Source organism: Duganella sp. HH101, assembly GCF_001758795.1.
GTDB lineage: Bacteria > Pseudomonadota > Gammaproteobacteria > Burkholderiales > Burkholderiaceae_D > Rugamonas > Rugamonas rivuli.
Genome location: NZ_LRON01000001.1, coordinates 426667 through 447454, shown reverse-complemented (window position 1 = coordinate 447454; position 20788 = coordinate 426667). Strand labels below are relative to the sequence as shown.

Here is a 20788-nt window from a genome sequence, read left to right as displayed (position 1 = left end):
ACGGACTATCATGACCAATCCAAACCAGACCATCCCCATCACGCTGCAGGTGAACGGCCATCCGCGCGCCGTGCAGATCGAACCCTGGGTCACTTTGCTGGACCTGCTGCGCGAACAACTGCGCCTGACCGGCGCCAAGAAAGGCTGCGACCACGGCCAATGCGGCGCCTGTACGGTGCTGGTGGACGGCAAGCGCATCAACAGCTGCCTGAAGCTAGCCGTCACGCTGGACGGCGCTGCCGTCACCACCATCGAAGGCCTGGGCACGAAAGATGCGCTCGACCCGCTGCAGCAAGCCTTCATCGACCGCGACGCTTTCCAGTGCGGTTACTGTACGCCGGGCCAGATCTGCTCCGCCAAGGCCTTGCTGGCCGAAGGGAACGCCAAAACGCGCGAGGAAGTGCGTGAATGGATGAGCGGGAACTTGTGCCGCTGCGGCGCCTACAGCAACATCGCCGACGCCGTCATGGACGTGCTGCAGGCGCAGGGAGCGCAGCGATGAAGCGCTTCGACTTCGCCCAGGCCGGCAGCACCGGCGACGCCGTGCGGATGGCTTCCGCTTCTTCCCGGTTCCTGGCGGGCGGCACCAACCTGATCGACCTGCTCAAGTCCGACGTCGAGCAACCCGATACCGTGATCGACATCAACCGCCTGCAGATGTCGGCCATCGAGAGCACCGAAGACGGCGGCCTGCGCCTGGGCGCCCTGGCCACCAATGCCGACACCGCGCGCGACCCGTTGGTGACGGCCCGCTATCCGCTGCTGGCGTCGGCGATCCTGGCCGGCGCCAGTCCGCAACTGCGCAACGCCGCCACCAACGGCGGCAACCTGAATCAGCGCACCCGCTGCTACTACTTCTACGACACGGCCGCGCCATGCAACAAGCGCGATCCGGGCAGCGGCTGCGGCGCCATCGGAGGCTTGACGCGCATCCACGCCATTCTCGGCGCCAGCAGCCTATGCATCGCCACCCATCCATCCGACATGTGCGTGGCGCTGGCCGCACTGGACGCCGTGGTGCGCGTCACCGGTCCGGCCGGCGAACGCAGCATCGCCTTCGCCGATTACCATCGGCTGCCGGGCGATGAGCCGTGGCGCGACAACACGCTGGCGCGCGACGAACTGGTGACGGCTATCGAACTGCCGCCCGGCGAATGGGGAACGCACTACAGCTACCTCAAGCTGCGCGACCGCTTGTCTTACGCGTTCGCGCTGGTCTCCGTGGCGGTGCAACTGCGACTGGAAGCGGACGGCCGCATCGCCGAGGCCCGCGTGGCGTTGGGTGGTGTCGCCCACAAACCGTGGCGCGTGCCGGCGGCGGAAGCTCTGCTGGCCGGCGCCGCGCCGTCCGATTCGTTGTTCCGCCAGGTGGCCGAACGCATCACCGAAGGCGCCGCCGGCCAGGGCGCCAACGATTTCAAGATCGAACTGGCGCGCCGCGCCATAGTGCGCGCGCTGCGCCAGGCCGTCGCCGGCCGGCCGCAATCGCAAACAGATAAACGCATCGCCTGAGGAGCATCATGAGCGCCATTCCCAAAATAGGCCAACCGGTCAGCCGTGTCGACGGTATTGAAAAAGTCACCGGCGCCGCGCGTTACGCCGCCGAACACTTCCCTCCTGATATGTTGTATGGCTGGATAGTCTCCAGCGCCATCGCCAAGGGCCGCGTGCTGCGCATCGACGACGACGCCGCCCGCGCGGTGCCCGGCGTGGTTGAGGTCATCACCCACCTGAACCGCCCTCACCTGCCGATGCTCGATCACGCCTACAACGATCAGGTGGCGCCGCCCGGTTCGCCCTTCCGCGCGCTGCGGGACGAGCATATCGCTTTCAGCGCCCAACCGCTGGCCGTGGTGGTGGCAGAAACGCTGGAAGCGGCGCGCGATGCCGCCAGCCTGGTCGTCATCGAATACGACAAGGCCCCGCACAACACCGACATCGCCGTCGCCCTGCCGGAAAAATTCAAGCCGATACGCAAGCGCCTCGGCTTCCAGGCGCCCAAATCGCGCGGCGACGCCGACAGCGCGCTAGCCGCCGCCCCGGTACGGCACCACGCCAGCTATGCGTTGTCCACCCATCACCACAACCCGATGGAGATGCATGCCGCCACCGTGCACTGGAACGGCGACGGCAGCATCACCGTGTTCGACAAGACGCAGGGCGCGCAAAACACACAGTCCTACCTGGCGTCGGTGTTCGGCTTCTCCAAGGACCAGGTCCGGGTGCGCAACGAATATGTCGGCGGCGCGTTCGGCTCCGGACTGAGGCCGCAGTATCACGTCTATCTGGCGACCTTGGCGGCCAAGATGCTGCAACGCTCGGTGCGCGTGGCGATGACGCGCCAGCAGATGTTCAGCCACGTGCATCGACCGCAGGCCGAGCAGCATATCTCGCTGGGCAGCGACACCTCCGGCAAGCTGCTGGCCATCGTCAACGACGCCACCACCGTCACCTCGCGCTTCGAGCATTACATGGAAGTGGTGTGCAACTGGGGCATGATGAACTACGCCTGCGACAACGCCAAGGCCGAGTACACGCTGGCCGAAGTCGATACCTACACGCCGGGCGACATGCGCGCCCCCGGCGCCGCCACCGGCATGACGCTGTTCGAGATCGCGATGGACGAACTGGCCTACGCGGCGGGCGTCTGCCCGTTGGCTCTGCGCGGCATAAACTACTCGGACAAGGACGCCATGTCCGACAAGCCGTTTACCTCCAAGGCGCTGCGCGAAGCCTACGCGCAGGCGGCCGAACGCTTCGGCTGGGCGCGGCGCACGCCGGCGCCACGCTCGATGCGCGACGGCCAGGAGCTGGTCGGCTGGGGCGTCGCCACCGGCATGTGGGATGCGATGTTCATGAAGACCTCGGCCAAGGCGCGCCTGACCATTGAAGGCGAGCTGGAAGTGTCCTGCGCCACCGCCGATATCGGCACCGGTACCTACACCGTCATGGCGCAGGTGGCCGGCGAAACGCTGGGCATAACTCTGGACCGCATCAAGGTCAAGCTGGGCGACAGCGATCTGCCGGCCGCGCCGGTGGAAGGCGGGTCTTGGGGCGCGGCGTCCACCGGCGCCGCCGTGCAGCTGGCCTGCCAGAGCCTCGCCGAAGAACTTTACAAGGCAGCGCAGAAAATGGAAGGCAGCCCTCTGGCGGGAACGAAGCGCGAGGATGTGGTGTTCGCCGACGGCGATTTGATCCTCGCCACCGAGCCGCACCGGCGCGTGCCGCTGATGGCGGCAATGCAGGCCACCGGCAAGCAGCTGCTGGAGGCCGAGGAAACCGCCAAGCCGGGCATAGGCGGCATGATCAGCGCCATGCAGAAGGCACGCAATACCCACAGCGCCATCTTCGCGGAGGTGAAGGTGGACGAGGAGCTGGGCGTGGTGCGCGTAACGCGCATCGTCATCGCCGTGGCGGCGGGCCGCATCATCAATCCCAAGACCGCGCGCAGCCAGATCCTCGGCGGCGTGGTGATGGGCATCGGCATGGCGCTGCATGAAGAGACGCTGACCGACCACCGGCTGGGGCGCTTCATGAACCACAGCTTCGCCGAATACCACATTCCCGTCAACGCCGACATCGACGATATCGAAGTCATTTTCGTCGACGAGCCGGATGCCGAGGTGACGCCATTGGGCGTCAAGGGCCTGGGCGAGATCGGCATCGTCGGCACGGCGGCGGCGGTGGCCAACGCGATCTTCCACGCCACCGGCACGCGGGTGCGTTCGCTGCCGGTCACCATCGACAAACTGCTGGCCGCGCCGCAAGGCAGCATGGCAACGACCACCCGCTCGCCTACGCTGCTATGAGGGCGGCTCCTACAGCAAAGATTGGCAGTTCAACTACTATGAATTACGGCAGCGCTTGCTGCCAAAACCGCGACTTAAACTTCTGGATATCATCATGAGCAAACCTACCCAAGGCGGCAAAAACGGCGGTAACAGCAAGGTGGAAGAAGCCAAAGGCGCGAAAAACGCCGGCAACAAGTCCACCGGTTCCGGCAACAGCCAATCTGCATCGTCGGGCAACAAGAGCACTTCCGCCAAGCCTGCATCCGGCTCGAAATCCAAGTAATCCCGCTGCGAGGAGGCTCGGCCTCCTCGCTGTAACATTGACGAGGCAATCGAAATGAAAACCACCGCTACCCAAGCTGCAAACCCAGGCAAGCAACCGGCCGCCGAGCCAGTCGACGCGATCAAGCTGCTGACCGCCGACCACCGCAAGGTGAAAGCACTGTTTGAAGAATATGAAAACCTCAGCGACCGCTCGACGGCAACCAAGAAAAAACTGGCCACCCAGATCTGCCTTGAGCTGACCAAGCACGCTACCGCCGAAGAAGAAATCTTCTATACCGCTGTGCGGGCGGCTGCCGGCGACAGCGAAGATTTGGTTGATGAAGCGACCGTCGAACACGCGTGCGCCAAAGAACTGATCGCGCAGATCCTGAACATGAATCCAGGCGACGACCTGTATGACGCCAAGGTCAAGGTGCTGTCCGAGCAGATCGACCACCACGTCAAGGAAGAAGAAACCGAGATGTTCCCCAAGGCCCGCAAGGCCAAGCTGGATCTGGTGGCCCTCGGCGAAGCGATCGACGCCCGCAAGGAAGAAATCGGCCTGCCGGTGAGCCACTAAGCGACTCAGCCAGCATGCCGTAGCTGCGCCCCCCGGTTTCAGCCGGCCGGCGCCGCTGTTACGTGGTGCGAAGATTCGATGCCCGCCGCTTCGGCCACCAGCCGGGCGCCGGCGGGATCGTAGCCTTGCAGAGCCTCTACCAGGTTATCGAGCGTCGACGGGCATGAATACACCAGCACATCCCCGGCTTCGCACAGGCCCAACGTGTGATCGAGCGCCTTTCGCACATCATCGATCTGACGCCATTGCACTCCACCCCTGCTGCCATGGGCGATGCCGCCGGTGATCAACACGCCAGCGGCTCCAGGTTCGCGTCCCCGGCGCGCCGATTCGTAGACTGTCAGCTGGTCGAAATGCGGCGCGCACGCCTCGCCCACCGCGCGCAGATCGATGTCGCGCCGGTCTCCCGGCGCCGTAATGACTCCCAGCGTGCGACCGCGCGTCATCGAGCGCGCGGTTTTGCCGAGCGCCGAGTAGGCGGCCGGATTGTGGGCGTAGTCGACGATCAAGGTCAAGCCGCTGTCAGGCAGGCTGAAAATGTTCGAGCGCAGCGGATTGGTTTGACTATCGGAGACAAAGCTGCGCAACGCCGAGGCGATGTGCGCAGGCCCGAAGCCGGATGCCATCAACGCAGCAGCAGCAGCCAGTCCGTTGGCGATGTTATAGCGCGCGTGTCCGCCCAGCGCCGCCGGCATGGCGCTAGCCTGCAACAGCGCGTGGCGACGCGCGCCATCGGCCAGCACCAGTTCACCATCCTGCAGGTAAGCCGCGCGTCCGCCGTGCTCCAGATGGCGCAGCAATACCGGATGATCGGGATCGAGCGAGAAATATAACTGCTCAACGCCGCCGGGCCTTCCCATCGCCATGGCGGCGCAATGTGGGTCTTCGGCATTCAGCACCACGGCTCGCGAAGCGGATTTCGCCACCAGTCCTTTCACGCGCGCCAGGTCGCGTACCGTCTCGATGCCGTCGAGGCCCAGGTGATCGGCCGTAACATTGAGCACAATGGCGACGTCGCAGCGGTCGAACGCCAGGCCGCGCTTGAGGATACCGCCGCGCGCGGTCTCCAGCACCGCGAAATCCACCTCCGGCGACGTCAGCACGCGGCGGGCCGACCAGTAGCCGGAGCAATCGCCCTTGAATGTGCGTTCGCCGTTGATGTAGACGCCTTCGGTGGTGGTCAGGCCGCAGCGCAAGCCGGCCTGCTGCACACCGTGGGCCAGCATCAGCGCGGTGGTGGTCTTGCCGTTGGTGCCGGTGACGGCGATCACCGGTATGCGGCCGTTGCCCTCGGGGTAAGCGTTATCGGTGGCGCAGAGCCCAGTACCGGTATCCTGTACGCGCTTCTGCAGCGCGCCCCATCCAAGCTGGAATTCGCTATCCTCGTCGCTCAGTCTCAACACCGGTATGCCGATCTGCCGCGCGGTGTCCAGCAGCTGCTCCATCGCCGGGCTCACCGCGTGGCGTGCGGCGGCGACACGCAGGTTGTCCAGCCGTGCGGGAAGGTCGAACGTACCCTCCTTCGCCAGCGTGGCGATCATCTCCACCGCCAGCGTCAGGGCTTCCGCCGCGAGTGACTCGGATTCATAGCCGGACACCAGCCGGAACTGCCCGGGCTTGCCGCGCACCGGACGTACCTCGTCGAAGCCGGCCGGTGCGCCGGCCAGCCGCTGCAACTCGCGCTGCACGAGCGCCAGCACATACACCAGGCCCACCGGCTGGCCGCCGCCCAGGCGCCGCAGCACTGCACCGGCCAGCGCATCGGTGGCGTAGGCTTCCAGGCCCGGAAGCATCTGGGCCAGCTGCGCGTGCACATGGCGCAATATGGAGGCCGGCAACGCACGCGGCATCCCGGGGTCCAGCACGGTCATCATGCACGGCACGCTGGCGTATAGATTGGGGCCGCGCAGAAAGCGCTGCTCGATGATATTCATGGTTGGTCTCCGCTTATTTTATGGATGTCTCAAGCCGCCGCGCCTGCGGTGGCAGTGGGCATGGCGCGGTTGCTCCGGCTGCCGCTTTCTTCTTTGGTGAGCGCGATCACGCCGATGGCGACCGCCGGGTCGAACAGATCCAACGCGCGCGCCAGCGCCGCCTCCATCGGCATGCCGGATGCCAGCCAGCCGTACACGGTGTGAGCCAGCAGGTGACGCACGATTTGTTCGCCGATGCCGGTGACGGCCACCGCGCCCTGCGGCCCGGCATAGAAACCGGCGCCCACGATGGGCGTATCGCCGACACGTCCCATCAGCGAAGGCGTGGCGCCGCCGGTGGAGCCGGCCACCGCGAAGTGGCCCTCTCCATCGAGCACCACGGCGCCGACGGTGTCGCACGGCGCATCCGGCCGGACCGGCGGTGGCGCGGCGAAGTTCCAGTGATCGATGAAATCGGCGTTGACGCTGCCGTGACGCAGCGTTTCGCCGGCCCGCAGTTGCTCCAGCATCTCTCGGTGGCGGGCCAGCGCCTGCGGCGTGGTCACGTCATGATCGGCGGCGCCGATGTCGCGCGCGAAGCGCTGGGCGCCGCTGCCGCACAGCAGCCAGTGCGGCGTGCGGGCGACGGCGGCGGCCACCAGCACCGGGTTGCGCACCCGCTGCAGACAAGCCACGGCGCCCAGCGTGCCGCGTGTATCCATCACCGCCGCGTCCATTTCGATGGTGCGGCCGTCCATGCGCAAGGCCGAGCCGGTGCCGGCGTTAAAACGCGGATCGTTCTCCAGCACGACGACGGCGGAGATGGCAGCGGCCAGCGCATCGCCGCCGCCCTCCAGCACCGCCATTCCCGCCTGAGCGGCGCTGACGCAGCCATCGCGGTCCTGCAGTCTTGCGCCGGCGCCGCCGTGGACCAGGACGGCGGCATGGTTGTGGGTAGATGTATTCATGGTCAATCGATCAGCCTGCAGAACATGCGGGTCGCCATCAGGCCAAGGGCGCTGTGGTGGCGGGAAGGCGTCATGTGCGATTGCAGCAGCGCCATCGCGGCTTGCTTGCTGCCCAGGCCAGCCACGCGCTGTTCAAGTTGTCGTAGTTCGCCACCGAAACCGGCGTCGTTCGCGCTGTCGTCGGCGTGCAGGTGATGGCGGATCACACCGCGCACGCCCCCCGCTTGCGGACGCGGACTATGATGCAGGCCCAGTGTGTCCAACGCGCGTTGACGCGCACGGTGACTCAACACGCGCGGTGCGCTATTCGCGTCGGTGACGTCCGGCGTGGCGGCGATCCAGTCGCTGAGCACCTGCTGTTCGTAGACGCTGAACACGCCGAACATTTCGGCCCGCTCGCTCTGGATCAGTTTCCAGAAGCGGCTGTTTTCGGCCGGTTCGCCGTGCTTGATCCAGCCGGCCGCCTCCAGCGCGGCCAGCATCGCGGGAATTTGCCGTGGGTCGGACAGCCAGTCGTTGATGCTCCGGCCGGCGACTCGGCAATAATCCGAGTGCATGTTCTGACCCACCACGCTCTTGGCGGCCAGGATGCGCACCAGTTCTTCCTGCAGGTCGAAATCGGCGATCACGGAACAGGTATTCGCACCCAGGTCGTTCAGGCGGTAACCGTCCCGCACACGGCGCAGGAAGGCCGCGTCATCGCCGCAGCGCGGCAGCAGCTGCTGCAGGCCCTGCACCGCCTTGTACGCATGGCCGGTGCCGCCGTTGTCGACCGTGATGTGCAGCGTGAAGTAGTATGGATCGATGCCCAACTCATTGAGCTCGTAGGCGGTAATCAGCAGGTGCAGCGGCAGTTGTTCGTAACCGAGGTTGTAGCCGATGATCTCCGGCAGGAAGCGCTCGGCGTCGTAGCCCAGCGCCAGCTGGATCGCGCCCTGGGTGAAATGATCGTCCGGCAGATCGTGCCACTGGTCGCAACCGTGCGTGGCCAGCAATTTCTTGTACAGCACCACGTGGTTCTTTTCCGGTACGCCGTCGCCCAGTTCTTCCAGGTAGGTCTGGATCAGCGGACGGAAATCCGGATCATCCCAGCGGGCCAGCAGGCCAAACAGCCAGGCGCCGTCCACCAGTTTGGTGGGCGCGACGTTGCGGACGAAGTAGAGCGCGTGAGCTTTGGTGCTGAAATAACGGCGCGGTTCCCCGGAGCGGCGTGCCTGCAGGTAGGCGCGATATTCGGCGCCAACCGATTCGGAACGTTCGGTGATCCAATCGGCCATCTGTCCGACATCAGCCGGAAGGTCGTCCGGCAGGCGGCAGGCCTGCTCCAGCTGCTGCGCCAGAAACGCGCGCGCGGCCGTTCCACTGGCGGTATCGCCCGCAGCGCGGTCTAGCAGTTGGTAGATATGTTGCGCCGTCACGGCGGATGCCTGATCGGGAGCCGTGATGGCCGGCAGGGAGTGGGCCAGGTTCGACATGGTGAATTCCTAAATAAAGTAAAGCGGCGCCGTGAAAGCTATGCTGATGATCCATTATCTGCCCGGCTCGAACATTGAACCATCAGCACGCCGCCTGTGTGGACGTAAGAGACCGCTTACGCTGGCACCGCCGTTTCGCTGGCGATGCGTTCCGCGACGGCCGGCAAGTCCGTCCGGATCGCGTCGATCAATTCGTTCAACGACGAACCGCATCCCAGCACCAGCGCGTCGCCGGGTTTGCACATGCCAAGTCCGAAGCGGATCGCGCGGTGCACGTCCAGCTTGCAGTGCAGGCGCCCATGATGGGACGTGGTGTTACGCGCGCCGCAGGTCAGCAAGCGCGCCGTTTCGCCGGGCTCGCGGCCACGCGTCTCCGATTCGTAGATCACCAGGTCGTCGAATCCGGCCGCGCAGATCTCGCCGACCTTCATCAAGTCCTCGTCGCGGCGGTCGCCCGGCACCGACACCACGCCGACGATATGGCCCGACGACAGGCCGCGCGCCATCTCGGCCAGCGCCGTGTAGGCGGCGCCGTTGTGGGCGAAATCGACGATGACCTTGACGCCGTTGACGTCGAAGATATTGGCGCGCAGCGGATTGCTGCGGCCGTCCGACACAAAGCTGGACAGGCCACGCACCACGGCCTCGGGGCCGAAACCTGACGCCGTCAGCGCGGCGGCGGCGGCCAGCGCGTTGGCGATGTTGTGGCGGGCCGCGCCATCCAGCGTCGCGGGGATGGCGCGCGCGTCCAGCAGCACCTGGTGGCGGGCGCCGTCGGCGAGTATCGCCACGTTGTCCTGCAGGTAGACGGCCCGGCCGCCCTGCTCCATATGGCGCAGCAGCTCGGGGTTCTCGGCATCCATCGAGAAGTACAGCAGCTCGACGCCGGTGCGCAGCTGCGCCGCCATGGCGACGCATCGTGGATCTTCGGCGTTGAGCACCACCGCGCGCGAGGCGGCGTTGGCCACCACCTGCTTGACGCGCGCCAGGTCATGCAGGTTGTCGACGCCCTCCATTCCCAGGTGATCCTCGGTTACGTTGAGCACCACGCTGACGTCGCAGCGGTCGAACGCCAGGCCGCGCTTGAGGATGCCGCCGCGCGCCGTCTCCAACACGGCGAAGTCGACTTCCGGTGCGCTCAGCAGCATGCGCGCCGAGTGATAGCCGGTGCAGTCGCCCTCGTCGGCCAGCACGCCGTCGATGTAGACGCCTTCGGTGGTGGTCATGCCGGTATGCAGGCCGGTCAATCCCACAGCGTGGGCGATCAGGCGCGTGGTGGTGGTCTTGCCGTTGGTGCCGGTGACGGCGATGATGGGAATGCGGCCGTCGCCGTCGCCGAACATCGATTCGACGATGGCGTCGCCGGCGTCGCGCGGAATGCCACGGCTTGGGTACTGGTGCATGCGGATGCCCGGCGCGGCGTTCACCTCGATGATGCCGCCGCCCTGTGCGGCCAACGGCTGCGAGATGTCGTCGCAGATGATGTCGATGCCGGCGATGTCCAGTCCGACCGTCTTGGCGGCGCGGATGCAGATGCGCGCGGTGGCGGCGGGCAGCAGGTCGGTCACGTCTTCGGCGGTGCCGCCGGTGGACAGGTTGGCGTTACCGCGCAATTCCACTTCCTCGCCGGCCGGCGGCACGGAATCGACCGTATATCCCTGCTTGGTCAGCGCAATCTGCGCGTGGTCGTCCAGCGCGATTTTGGTCAGAATGTTGGTGTGGCCGTCGCCGCGCGCGGGATTGCGGTTTTCCGCCGCCACCAGTTGCGCGATGGTGCTGGTGCCGTCGCCGGTCACCATCGGCGGACGGCGGCACGACGCGGCCGCGATCGCGCCGCCGGTCACCAGCACACGATAGTCCCGGCCTTTCAGGAAGCGTTCGACGATCACATGGCGGCTGTAGTGGCGCGCATGCTCGAAGGCGGCGGCGATTTCCTCGTCCGTCACGCAGACCGTGGTGACGCCCTTGCCCTGGTTGGCATCCAGCGGTTTGATGGTGACCGCACATTTCAACCGGCGCGCGACGCGGCACGCCTCTTCCAGCGTGGTCACGGTATCGCCGCTCGGCACCGGCAGGCCGGCCTGCTCCAGCAGCGCCTTGGTGAGGTGCTTGTCGCTGGCCAGGTCGACGGCGATATGGCTGGTGGCGCCGGTCATGGTCGCCTGCAGGCGTTTCTGCTTGCTGCCCCAGCCCAGCTGGAACAGGTTGGCGTCTTCCGTAATGCGCAGCGCGGGAATGCCGCGCCGCTGCGCCGCCGTCACCACGGCGCCGGTGCTGGTGCCGATGGCGCAGCGCCGCGCCAGGCTGCGCAGCTGTTCCAGCCGTTCCTCGTAATCGCATTCGCGGCCGGCGGCCAGCGCGTCCACCAGCTCCAACGCCAGGTTGACGGCGGCGTCCACCACGCGCTCGGATTGATAAGCGCATACCACGTTGTAGTGGCCCGGCCGCGAGCGCACCTCGCCGACATGGCTGAAGGCGACGTGGTGGCCGACCAGATGCTGCAGCTCCATCGTCACGTGCTTGACGATGTCGCCGAAATGGGCGCCCTGCAGCAGCCGTTCGACAAAGCCACCGGGGCGTCCGCTGGCGCGCTGCTGCTTTTGCAGCGTCGGCATCAGCGCCAGCAATCGCTCCGCAAAACCAGGAACGTCGAGCGAGGAGACATCCGCCAGCTGCCGCAGGTCGATCGCCGCCAGCAGGCAAGGATGGGCGCTGTACAGGTTGGCGCCGCGCAGGTAGCGTTGTTTAGTGATTTTCATGGTAATCAATCCGTTTCGTAACAAGGTGTAGAAAGTCCAGTAATGCGGCCGGTATCGCGTGTTCGGCGCCGGCGGCGGGAAGGTCGTAGGCCGAGCCGCCGGGCAGCAGGTGCAGGCGCACGTCGACCAGCTGCGGACAGCCGCCGCCGGGCACGTCGGCCATGTTCGAATGCATGGACCGGCCGTCGACGATGGTGACGGCGCCCTGCCCGACCACCTCGATGCCCCGTCCGCGTGAGATGACCAGCGCGGTATCCTCGTCGATGCCTATGCCTTGCAGGTAGGGGTTTTGTGCGACCACCGTCAGCAGGCGCGCCAACCGGTGCCGTTCCGAGAAGTGCTGGTCGATCACCACGCCTTGCACCAGTCCCAGCCCCGCGCCCATGTTGACGGCGCCCTTTTCCGGCTGCAGTCCGGCGTGGCCGGTGGCCAGCATGTGGCCCGACATCGCCGATGCGCCCGCGCTAGTGCCGCCGATGCAGGCGCCGCGTTGCTGGTAGGCCTGGTGCAGCGCGCGGTCCAGCGCCGTGCCGCCGATATTGGCCAGCAGCCGCTTCTGGTCGCCGCCGGTCATGAAGATGCCGTCCGCGTCGGACAGTTCGCGCAGCACATTGTCCGCGTTGGCGTCCTCGCGGGTATGCACCTCCAGGTGCACGCGCCGTGTGACGCCCAGATCGGCGAAAGCCGCGTCGTAGATCTTCCACATTTCGTCGGCGACGCTGCTGGCCGCTGATATCACGACGATTTTCTGTTCACTGCCGCCCGCCAGGTCGACAAAGCGCTTCAATACCGTTTTATCCTGGGTACGGTCTTCGTGACCGCCGATGATCACCAGGTGTCCATTGTCCTTGTCGCGTTCCATCAATGCCCTTAATTCCTGTTCCATTTGCCCCGATGGCAAGTGTGAATTGCATTATGCGAATTTCCGACACGTTGTTGCATCGGTTGCAATGCTGTGTTTGTGTAAGAAAACGCTTACGTCGAAGGGTGAGGCGGCGCACAGTCAAGCTCGGCGGGGCATGCGGAAATGGATGCATGCTAAAAACTAATATTCCTATTTCCTCGCCGCCGGACTTGCCGGCTCCCGATCAGCGCCGCCCGATACTGCTGCGGAGGCGCGACGCCAAGATGGCGCGCTCCCCGCATGCCTACGTGCGGGGCAACACAGCCCAGTACTATGACTGGCTGCACTCCCTGCCGGGACAGCGCCTGCCGCGCGGACCGGCCATCTGGATCTGCGGCGACTGCCACGTCGGCAACCTCGGCCCGGTGGCCGATTCGACCGGCAAAGTGCGGCTGCAGCTGCGCGACTTCGACCAGACCACGCTGGGCAATCCGACCCACGACCTGATACGGCTCGGGCTGTCGCTGGCCACCGCCGCGCGCGGTTCCTCGTTGCCGGGCGTGGTCACCGCCCACATGCTGCAGCACATGCTGCTGGGCTATCAGCGTGCCTTCTTTCCGGGCCACGACGGCCTGGTGGCCAAGCCGCGCGACGTCAAGCTGGCGCTGCGCGGGGCGCAAGGCCGGTCGTGGAAGGTGCTGGCGCGCGAGCGCGCGATCGACCTGGAGGCCACGATACCGCTGGGGCGCAATTTCTGGCCGCTGAGCGAAACGGAACGGCAAGCCATCGATGAACTGTTTGCCGGACCATGCCTGCGTCAGCTCGGCATCGGCAGCGACACCGAGGCCGTGGTGCTGGACGCGGCGTACTGGGTCAAGGGCTGCAGCTCGCTGGGGCTGCTGCGCTACGCGGTGCTGGTGGAATTCGGCGGCAGGCGCTGCCTGATGGACATCAAGGAGGCGGTGGCGGCGGCTTCTCCGCGTTATCCACGCGCCAGCATGCCGCGCGATAACGCCAAGCGCGTGCTGCAAGGCGCCAGCCACCTGTCGCCGGCGCTGGGAGAGCGGATGGCCGCGTGCCGCTTCATGGACCGCGGCGTGTTCGTGCGCGAGCTGATGCCGCAGGACCTGAAGCTGGAAATCGAACAGCTGAGCATGGCGCAAGCGGTGCGGACCGCCAGCTACCTGGCGTATGTGGTCGGCCAGGCGCACGCGGCGCAGCTCGACGCCAGCACCCGCGCCAACTGGTTGCAGGAACTAATGGCCAATCCCGGCAAGTACAACGGCACTCCGGAATGGCTGTGGAAAAGCGTGGTGCAGCTGGTGGCCAGCCACGAGGCGGGCTATCTGGAGCATTGCCGCAACTACGCGATGGCGGAAAAGTAATTCTAAAAAAAGAAACTTATCGTGGCTGCCGGAATGTGATATGTCTATCTTTACGACAAACAAATCCCTATTGTCGCAGTTGACCCAGTACCCAGAACCCGTGCTACGTATCGATGAGCTGGAGTCCCCTGACTTCAGACGTTTTTTACATGACGGAGCATGTCGATGGATGGCCAAAATCTAGCATACTCGCGGTCCATGCGCGTCGTCGTGGTCGACGACGATCCCGACACCCGGATGGTGTTGGTTCATGTGCTCAAGGCGCTGAACTAGGAGGTGGCCTCCTTTGGCAACGCGGAGTCGGTGTGGATGTACAACCGTCTCGACGAAGTCGATCTTTTTTTGCTGGATATCGGCCTGCCCGGGCTGGACGGCATCGCGCTGGGCCGGTCGATCCGGGTCGCGCCCAGTGGCCGGCGGGCGGTGGTGGTGGCGATCTCCGGCGGTTCTCTGCACGGAGAAACTGAAGCGCTGAACGCCGGTTTCGGCGACTATATCCTTAAGCCGCTGGACCTGGATCAGATCAAGAAATTGCTGGTGCTGGCCTCCGCGCGCAAGCAGCAGGCGGCGGTCTGATATGTGTTGACCTGTCAATCGCTATCGAGAATTTTGTCATACAGTGTGTTGGTAGCAGAACGGAGCGCGTTCCGACGGTTGATCAGTCTGATATACGCGGATTGGGTACCGCATGACAACCGATTCGTCGGGGAGCTGCCTCGCTCTAGTGTCGAGGGTCATGTCATTGCTGCATGCCTCATAGTCCGCCCGAGGATTCTCCCACCGTTGTCCATTCTGCTACCGACACACTGTATGTTCATTGCGTCCCCCTTCAAGCGCGGGCGCGGGCCGGCGCGTTGATCTGTTGGCCGATCGCCCAGATAAAGCCGACCAGTTCGCGTGCCACGGCCGTGCACACTTGCACCTTCAGCTTCCCGCGTTCGCTCAATTGGCGGTACCGGCCGCATAGACGCTTCTGCGCGCTCCATGCGATCTCCTGCGCCGCTTCGGGCGCAAGGCGCGCCCGTTGCTGCAGATGTCCCGTCTTCCTCGCTTGGAAGCGATAGGTCCATGCCGCTTCAACCAGAACGCGCCGGACGTGGCCATTGCCGGTTTTGGTGATGGCGCCGCGCACCTTGCGCGCCCCGCCGGAATGTTCGCTCGGCACCAGGCCCAAATAGGCCATCAGTTGCGGCGCGCCGGAGAAGCGCTTCAAATCGCCCAGTTCCGCCACGATGGTCGTCGCGGTCAGCAGCTTCACACCACGCAGCGCCATCAACGCCTCGATCACCGGCCAGAATACCGACGCGGCCGCTGCCTCGTCGATCTGGGCGTCGAGTGCGGCGACCCGCCGACCCAGCACCGCGACCGTGTCGACATATTCCTGGAAGACGATTTGCTGTGTGGGATGCGCGAACTTGAGCGATTCCAGCCAGCGGTGGTACAGCTGGGTCCAGGTGTCCTTGCCCGGATAGCGTCTGTCGTGCCGTAGCAGGAAGGCCGCCAGGCGCTGCTTGGCCTGCGTCTGCAAGTGCTTGAGGTCTTCGCGCGCCCGCGTGGCGTCGCGCAAGGCCTCCTGCGCGTCGTCGGGCACCCATACGGGCGTGAGCTCCCCGGCCCGGTGCAGCCGGGCCTGCGCGACGCTGTCGCGCCGGTCGGTCTTGACGCGGTCGCCTGCCTTCCTCGGGATCAGCGAGGGGGCAATCACTTGGCAATCCCAGCCCATATCGGTTAGCTGCCGATGCAAGCCGTAACCGCAGGGGCCGGCCTCGTAACAAAACGACAGGCTCGCCTCGCCCTTGCGCAATTGCTTGACCAGCTTCATTAATGCGTCGGCGTTGTTGGCGATTTCCCCGACATAGCGCACCTCGTCGCCCGACGAGTCCGCGACCGCCACGGCAATCGTCTCCTTGTGCACGTCAAGCCCCACCTATTTGCTAAACTTGTCCATGACCTGCCCTCCTCAATTGTGGCTCTGAGCCAGTGAGTATCCGAACCTCCAGCTTAATCCACGTCGCTTGAGGTCCGGCAGGTCAACACATGATGTCTAGCCCGGCGCGCGTTTCGGGTTCGCGATCGTCGCCGACTTCGCCAGGTCGGCCTGCGTGCATTGAGGGCGCGGCAGCACCTTCAAATTGACCAGCATTTCATCCGCATCCCCCGGCCGCGCCAAGTAATTGTCCGCGCCGCCTTCGAAGCTGCGGATCCTGTCGTCTCTTCCGCTCAGCGCGGCCGAGGTTTCCAGCACTAGCACCGGACGGTTCGATCCACGCCACAGGGACTCCTTTTCCCCAATCGCTGGTATCGGTTCGATCCCGCACAGAGAGTACCGGCCTGTCGCCTCCACACTGAATAACGTTAGCTTGTTAAAACGCGAAATCACTTTTACCTCACCCGGAGACTCAAATGAAACCTGCCCGTATCCTGACCATGATCACCCTCGGCCTCGCGGCGATGCACGGCGCTTCCGCGCAGACGCTGGCGAAGGCCGACGGCGACCGCCTCACAGCCATCGCCCAAGCCAATATCGCCGAAGTGGACGCTGGAAAAATGGCGCTTGAAAAAAGCTCCAATACCGCGGTCAAGCAATTTGCCCAGATGATGATCTACGATCACGGCAAGGGTCTGGACGAGACAAAAAAAGTCGCGGCGGCTAAGAACCTGACGCTGCCCACCGAGACGGATGCGGCCCATAAGAAAATGGTGGCGGATCTCAAGAAATTGTCGGGTGCGGATTTCGACAAGCAGTATGTCGCCAAGGCCGGCGTGGCGGATCACAACAAGGTCCATGCGGCGCTGAAGGATGATATCGCCAAGACTAAGGACGCCGACGTAAAAGAACTCGTCACCAAGCTCGAACCCGTGGTCGCCCACCACGGAGAAATGGCCAGCAAGCTGGACGCCGAGCTGAAATAAGCGCCGCGACGGCGGGAAACGCCTTAACATTTCATGAGCTCGTCACATTATAAATACTATAATTATGTGGCTCGATACCCGAGATAATTAACAATTTACAATAAAGGATGACTCATGAAAAAAGCAATTTCCGCCGGTTTGATTTAGGTACTCGCCTTGGCCGCCAGCCGCCCACGCGTCGACCAACGCCGCCTCCGGCCTTCCCTCACTCAGCTATTCCCTGAGCAGCACCTGGAGCGGCCACACGGCTGAAACGCTGTTCAACGGAGGCAACTGGAACGCTGGCGACTTCGGTACCCAGTGGGTGCAGGTGGACCTGCTGTCCAGCAAGGACATCGCGAGCGTCAGCTACATCCTGGACATGTTCCCGAATGGCCACGTGAATCAGCAGATTTACGTGTCGGACAGCGCCATCGGCGCCAATTGGAGCAGCCTGACCGCCGTATCGTCCTTCGACGGCGCCGGCGCGGTGGGCATGCCTATCGTCCAGAATTTCGCCGCGCACGGCCGCTACCTGGAGATCGTCGCCAACGGTGGCCCAAGCTGGACCGCGTTGTCCAGCGCGGCCGTGACTGCGGTGCCGGAACCAGGCAGCTACGCCATGTTGCTGGCCGGTTTGGGGCTGGTCGGCTTCGTGGCGCGTCGCCGCAAGAGAGCTTAAAACCTGCCAGGCTTCATCCGGCCTCTTGTTGCCCAGTTTCGCCACGGATTTGCGCCCCTTGACCGGGGCTATTTTTCAGCTCCATCAACTCGCTGCATTTGTATGCTCTAAAGCGGACGTTGACAATATATTACGGTGCGATCATTACGCCAAGGCGGCCTTGTTCATAAAGAGGGTAAGCCGGGATACGGCCAGAAATAGCACATAAGCCTAAAAGTAATTTGGAATAACACTCTTATGCTTCGGTGGAATGACGAAATGTTCAGTCTTCGGGCCTGAGTTTCTTTTGCGACTCCATCAGCTTGACGCGCCCCGCAAGATCGCCGCTTGCGTCTCCTGCGGTGTGATTGGGTACCACCATGCCTACTGCCAACAGGAAATTATTAGGAAAGACTCCCTGCTCTATGCGAGGTGTCTTCTCGTTACCGTCGGCCCCGCCGCTAAGCTCTGTCGATGGCTGCTGCGGATGTACCCTGGATTCACGAGACTTCGCAGCGGCGCCCCCTATTTTGACAGTATGGTACGCCCTCACTCGGCCTTGGGCGGCTTTTTAATTGGTACTCGGCGACCGGGGGAGCGTTTGCCATCGGCATTTGCATTCTGCAACAAGGAACGTAGCACTGCGCTCTGCTCGGCATCTTTTACCCTCAGTTGCTCCAGCGACCCACTGAGCTGAGCCTGCAAACGTTCGATTTGTGAAAGAAGCGCCGCCTCGTGCCGCGCCGCGACAATGCTCGACGCCTGAAAGGTCCTTTCCGCCGCGCTGAGCGCTTCCTTCACCTTGTCGACATCGATCTGCTGTCGTGTGGATCGCATTGTCGCTGCAGCCAGTTCGGCCTCCAGCCGATCACGCGTCGCGTTCCACGTGGCCAGGCGCTCCATGTGGGCCTTCTCGCTCTTGGCGATCTGGGACTGAGCCAGCTTGGCCGCCTCCCGCGAGCGGTCCACTTCCAGGCTCCAACGCTGCTCATTGGCCTCAGCCCGCTCCTCCATTTTAGTCCGTACGGCCTCGTGGTTCGCGCGTTCTTTTTCCAACTGCATACGCAAGGTCTCTTTGTCTTTTACGAGCGAGAGAGAATGCCCCTGAAGCTCGGTCATTTCGCATGTGGATTGCGCCAATTGCTGTCCCAGCGAGACAACGCGGTCGCTGGCTGTCTGTAGTTGCGCCGTCGTGGCACGCATGGCCGCCTCCATTCCTTCCCGGCGTGCCGACTGCCGATCTTCCTCTTGGGCAAGCTCCAGACGCGTCCCTTCAAGCTGCGCCTGGGCTTCGCCAAGTCGAGCCCGCTCCGCAGCCAGGTCCGAATCCACCTGGGCCCGCGCAGCCGCAAGCGCAACTTGCCAAAAATGGGCCGCGGCCTGATGGATGGGGTCGGGAATGGCCGTCGGCGCCGCGAACGCTTGCGGATCCTTGATCCGCGCACCCAGGCCGCGAAACCAGGTGTCGAGGTGGGGACTGACGGTGTTGGGGGAGCCGCGTCCGAGCTGCTGACGGACCCGCTCGATGGTCGGCCGGTCGCCGGCCAGCAACAATGCGTCGGCCGCCTGCCAGACATCGGTTTCGGTGATTCCGCGTGCCATATGCATCCCTTCCTTGCTTTTTTTCGACGGTGGTCGATAATTACCCACGATAATGAAACCTTATCGGGAATAGTTCTATTTAACTGTTATATATCGTACAGCGTACATAATGAAACAGCCTTTCTCAAGCCCAGTAGCGATCGCTGATATCCGCTCGGAGTTGCTTACCCCCGTCAATGTCGCGCCCTTGGACCCCGGCGTGGTCGGCACCTTCACCGAGCGCGCCGTCCGCCAACTCTTGCGCGAAGGCGACGCAGAGAACACATTGCGCAGTTACCGCAGTGCCTTGCGCTATTGGGCCGCCTGGTTCGCGCTGCGCTACCATGCCGCCCTTGAACTGCCGGTGCCGTCCGCAGTGGTTCTGCAGTTCATCGTGGACCACGTCCAGCGCTCCACGGCGGAAGGCCTGACAACCGATCTGCCCGCCGTGATCGACCGGGCCCTTGTGGAGCGCGGCTTTAAGGCCCAACTGGGGGCGCCCGCGCTCAGCACCGTGCTGCACCGGATCAGCGTGCTCTCGAAAGTGCATCAACTGCAGGGCCTGCCCAACCCGGCCCAGGAGCCGGTGGTGCGCGAATTGCTGGCCAAGACGCGCCGGGCCTACGCCAAACGTGGCGCCGTGGTCCAGAAGAAGCCGGCGCTGACCAAGGAACCGCTGGAAGCGTTGCTGGCCACCTGCGACGGGTCGTTGCGGGGGCTGCGTGACCGCGCGCTGCTGCTGTTCGCCTGGGCCAGCGGCGGCCGGCGGCGCTCGGAAGTCACGGCCGCGACGACCACCAACCTGGTGCGCCAGCTGGGCGGCGATTACGTCTATCTCATGGGGCATTCGAAGACCAGCCAGGACGGGGGTGGTCACGCCGCCAGCGCCAACCCAGTGGGCGGCCGCGCGGCGCAGGCGCTCGACGCCTGGCTCGCCGCCAGCAAGATCGTCGAGGGCGCCGCCTTCCGGAGAATTCGACGCGGTGACGTGCTAGGAGAAGCCTTGTCGCCAGCGGCCGTGCGCGACATCATTAAAACGCGTTGCGCGAGCGCGGGGCTGGCGCAGGACTTTTCAGCGCACTCCATCCGCAGCGGCTTCGTAACCGAGGCCGGCCGGCACAATGTGCCGCTGGCCGACGCGATGGCCATGACGGGGCATGCCAGCACCTCCGCGATCCTGGGATACTTTCGGCAAGGTCAGCTCAGCACTTCGCTCGCCGCGCGACTTCTGGATGGCCCGTCCACGACAGAGCCGCCGGTGAACAAATGAGCGATCCGTCGAGACCGCCTTTGTTGGTTCTGAGCGACCCCACGCCGACGCTCATTGTGGACTATGACGGCACGCCGAACTGGGGTCGCGCGCAGCTCGGTGAAAGAGGCGAGGTGTCGCTTGACTCCGGCAATATCCTTCTCGAATTCTCCTCACTGTTGGCCAACTTGTTGGTATCGCACCCGCAGGTGGGCATTCTCCTGACGACTCGTTCATGGCTGAGCGTGCAGAATTGACGATATCAGAGAGGTGACCGGAAAGCAGGCTGCGATCCCCACTTGCGTCCCCGCGCCGGCGTGACTTACGGGCATGCTCACGGTTACCCTTTCGGCGCAACCCCGGACACCGTCGCCAGGCAGTTCAGCGCTCGCTTCCATGTGGCCTGAAGTTCGTTCTCGTCATCCC

At 64.5% G+C, this 20788-nt stretch carries 18 protein-coding genes and 1 pseudogene; 11 read left to right on the top strand and 8 right to left on the bottom strand.

The window, feature by feature from the left end; genetic code table 11:
• Positions 1-10 precede the first annotated feature (10 nt).
• The 5 genes from DUGA2_RS01650 to DUGA2_RS01635 all read left to right on the top strand — a co-directional run bounded on the left by DUGA2_RS01650 (position 11) and on the right by DUGA2_RS01635 (position 4635).
• Positions 11-502 carry a (2Fe-2S)-binding protein gene (locus DUGA2_RS01650; RefSeq protein ID WP_070266863.1) on the top strand — a complete coding sequence of 164 codons (492 nt, stop codon included), beginning with the start codon at positions 11-13 and terminating at the stop codon, positions 500-502.
• Positions 499-1512, top strand: coding sequence for a xanthine dehydrogenase family protein subunit M (locus DUGA2_RS01645; RefSeq protein ID WP_070266861.1), 1014 nt, complete (start codon positions 499-501; stop codon positions 1510-1512). The genes DUGA2_RS01650 and DUGA2_RS01645 overlap by 4 nt, the downstream gene beginning before the upstream one ends.
• Positions 1513-1520: 8 nt before the next feature.
• Positions 1521-3809, top strand: coding sequence for a xanthine dehydrogenase family protein molybdopterin-binding subunit (locus DUGA2_RS01640; RefSeq protein ID WP_070266859.1), 2289 nt, complete (start codon positions 1521-1523; stop codon positions 3807-3809).
• Between the two features lie 94 nt (positions 3810-3903).
• Complete coding sequence (locus DUGA2_RS33965) at positions 3904-4074, top strand: hypothetical protein (protein ID WP_168167401.1); 171 nt, start codon at positions 3904-3906, stop codon at positions 4072-4074.
• 54 nt (positions 4075-4128) lie between these two features.
• Positions 4129-4635, top strand: coding sequence for a hemerythrin domain-containing protein (locus DUGA2_RS01635; RefSeq protein WP_070266857.1), 507 nt, complete (start codon positions 4129-4131; stop codon positions 4633-4635).
• 38 nt (positions 4636-4673) lie between these two features.
• Here the strand turns inward: DUGA2_RS01635 and DUGA2_RS01630 are convergent, their stop codons facing one another.
• The 5 genes from DUGA2_RS01630 to DUGA2_RS01610 all read right to left on the bottom strand — a co-directional run bounded on the left by DUGA2_RS01630 (position 4674) and on the right by DUGA2_RS01610 (position 12612).
• A complete protein-coding gene (locus DUGA2_RS01630; protein WP_070266855.1) occupies positions 4674-6569 on the bottom strand; it encodes a Mur ligase family protein in 1896 nt (631 codons plus the stop codon).
• Between the two features lie 29 nt (positions 6570-6598).
• Positions 6599-7516 (bottom strand): isoaspartyl peptidase/L-asparaginase, encoded by a 918-nt coding sequence (locus DUGA2_RS01625; RefSeq protein WP_070266853.1) that lies wholly within the window; start codon positions 7514-7516, stop codon positions 6599-6601.
• 2 nt (positions 7517-7518) lie between these two features.
• Positions 7519-8991: an iron-containing redox enzyme family protein gene (locus tag DUGA2_RS01620; RefSeq protein ID WP_070266851.1), complete on the bottom strand. Its 1473-nt coding sequence runs from the start codon at positions 8989-8991 to the stop codon at positions 7519-7521.
• A gap of 116 nt (positions 8992-9107) precedes the next feature.
• Positions 9108-11750 carry a cyanophycin synthetase gene (cphA, locus tag DUGA2_RS01615; RefSeq protein WP_070266849.1) on the bottom strand — a complete coding sequence of 881 codons (2643 nt, stop codon included), beginning with the start codon at positions 11748-11750 and terminating at the stop codon, positions 9108-9110.
• Positions 11737-12612, bottom strand: a complete 876-nt coding sequence (locus tag DUGA2_RS01610; protein WP_070266847.1) for a cyanophycinase — start codon at positions 12610-12612, stop codon at positions 11737-11739. Before DUGA2_RS01610 ends, cphA begins: the two co-directional genes overlap by 14 nt.
• A gap of 173 nt (positions 12613-12785) precedes the next feature.
• Between DUGA2_RS01610 and DUGA2_RS01605 the strand changes: the two genes are divergently transcribed.
• Together DUGA2_RS01605 and DUGA2_RS01600 are read left to right on the top strand one after the other, a co-directional pair.
• Positions 12786-13979, top strand: a complete 1194-nt coding sequence (locus DUGA2_RS01605; protein WP_070357292.1) for a DUF2252 family protein — start codon at positions 12786-12788, stop codon at positions 13977-13979.
• Between the two features lie 276 nt (positions 13980-14255).
• A complete protein-coding gene (locus DUGA2_RS01600; RefSeq protein ID WP_070266842.1) occupies positions 14256-14555 on the top strand; it encodes a response regulator in 300 nt (99 codons plus the stop codon).
• 253 nt (positions 14556-14808) lie between these two features.
• Here DUGA2_RS01600 and DUGA2_RS01595 read toward each other — a convergent pair whose 3' ends face one another.
• The gene (locus DUGA2_RS01595; protein ID WP_070266840.1) at positions 14809-15906 is read right to left on the bottom strand and encodes an IS110 family transposase; all 1098 of its coding nucleotides are present in this window, start codon (positions 15904-15906) and stop codon (positions 14809-14811) included.
• 117 nt (positions 15907-16023) lie between these two features.
• On the bottom strand, positions 16024-16230 hold the full coding sequence (locus DUGA2_RS01590) for a hypothetical protein (RefSeq protein WP_141753163.1): 207 nt from the start codon (positions 16228-16230) through the stop codon (positions 16024-16026).
• Positions 16231-16382: 152 nt separating this feature from the next.
• Here DUGA2_RS01590 and DUGA2_RS01585 point away from each other — a divergent pair, with 152 nt between their 5' ends.
• Both DUGA2_RS01585 and DUGA2_RS32390 read left to right on the top strand, forming a co-directional pair.
• Positions 16383-16892: a DUF4142 domain-containing protein gene (locus DUGA2_RS01585; protein WP_070266836.1), complete on the top strand. Its 510-nt coding sequence runs from the start codon at positions 16383-16385 to the stop codon at positions 16890-16892.
• 568 nt (positions 16893-17460) lie between these two features.
• Positions 17461-17553, top strand: a pseudogene (locus DUGA2_RS32390) (PEP-CTERM sorting domain-containing protein); the annotation flags it as partial.
• Positions 17554-18081: 528 nt separating this feature from the next.
• Here DUGA2_RS32390 and DUGA2_RS01575 read toward each other — a convergent pair.
• The gene (locus DUGA2_RS01575) at positions 18082-19134 is read right to left on the bottom strand and encodes a DNA-binding protein (protein WP_070267089.1); all 1053 of its coding nucleotides are present in this window, start codon (positions 19132-19134) and stop codon (positions 18082-18084) included.
• Positions 19135-19243: 109 nt separating this feature from the next.
• Between DUGA2_RS01575 and DUGA2_RS01570 the strand changes: the two genes are divergently transcribed.
• Both DUGA2_RS01570 and DUGA2_RS01565 read left to right on the top strand, forming a co-directional pair.
• Entirely contained in the window at positions 19244-20383 is a 1140-nt protein-coding gene (locus DUGA2_RS01570; RefSeq protein ID WP_083296171.1) for a site-specific integrase, read from the top strand.
• On the top strand, positions 20380-20619 hold the full coding sequence (locus DUGA2_RS01565) for a hypothetical protein (RefSeq protein WP_141753162.1): 240 nt from the start codon (positions 20380-20382) through the stop codon (positions 20617-20619). The genes DUGA2_RS01570 and DUGA2_RS01565 overlap by 4 nt, the downstream gene beginning before the upstream one ends.
• Positions 20620-20788: the final 169 nt, after the last annotated feature.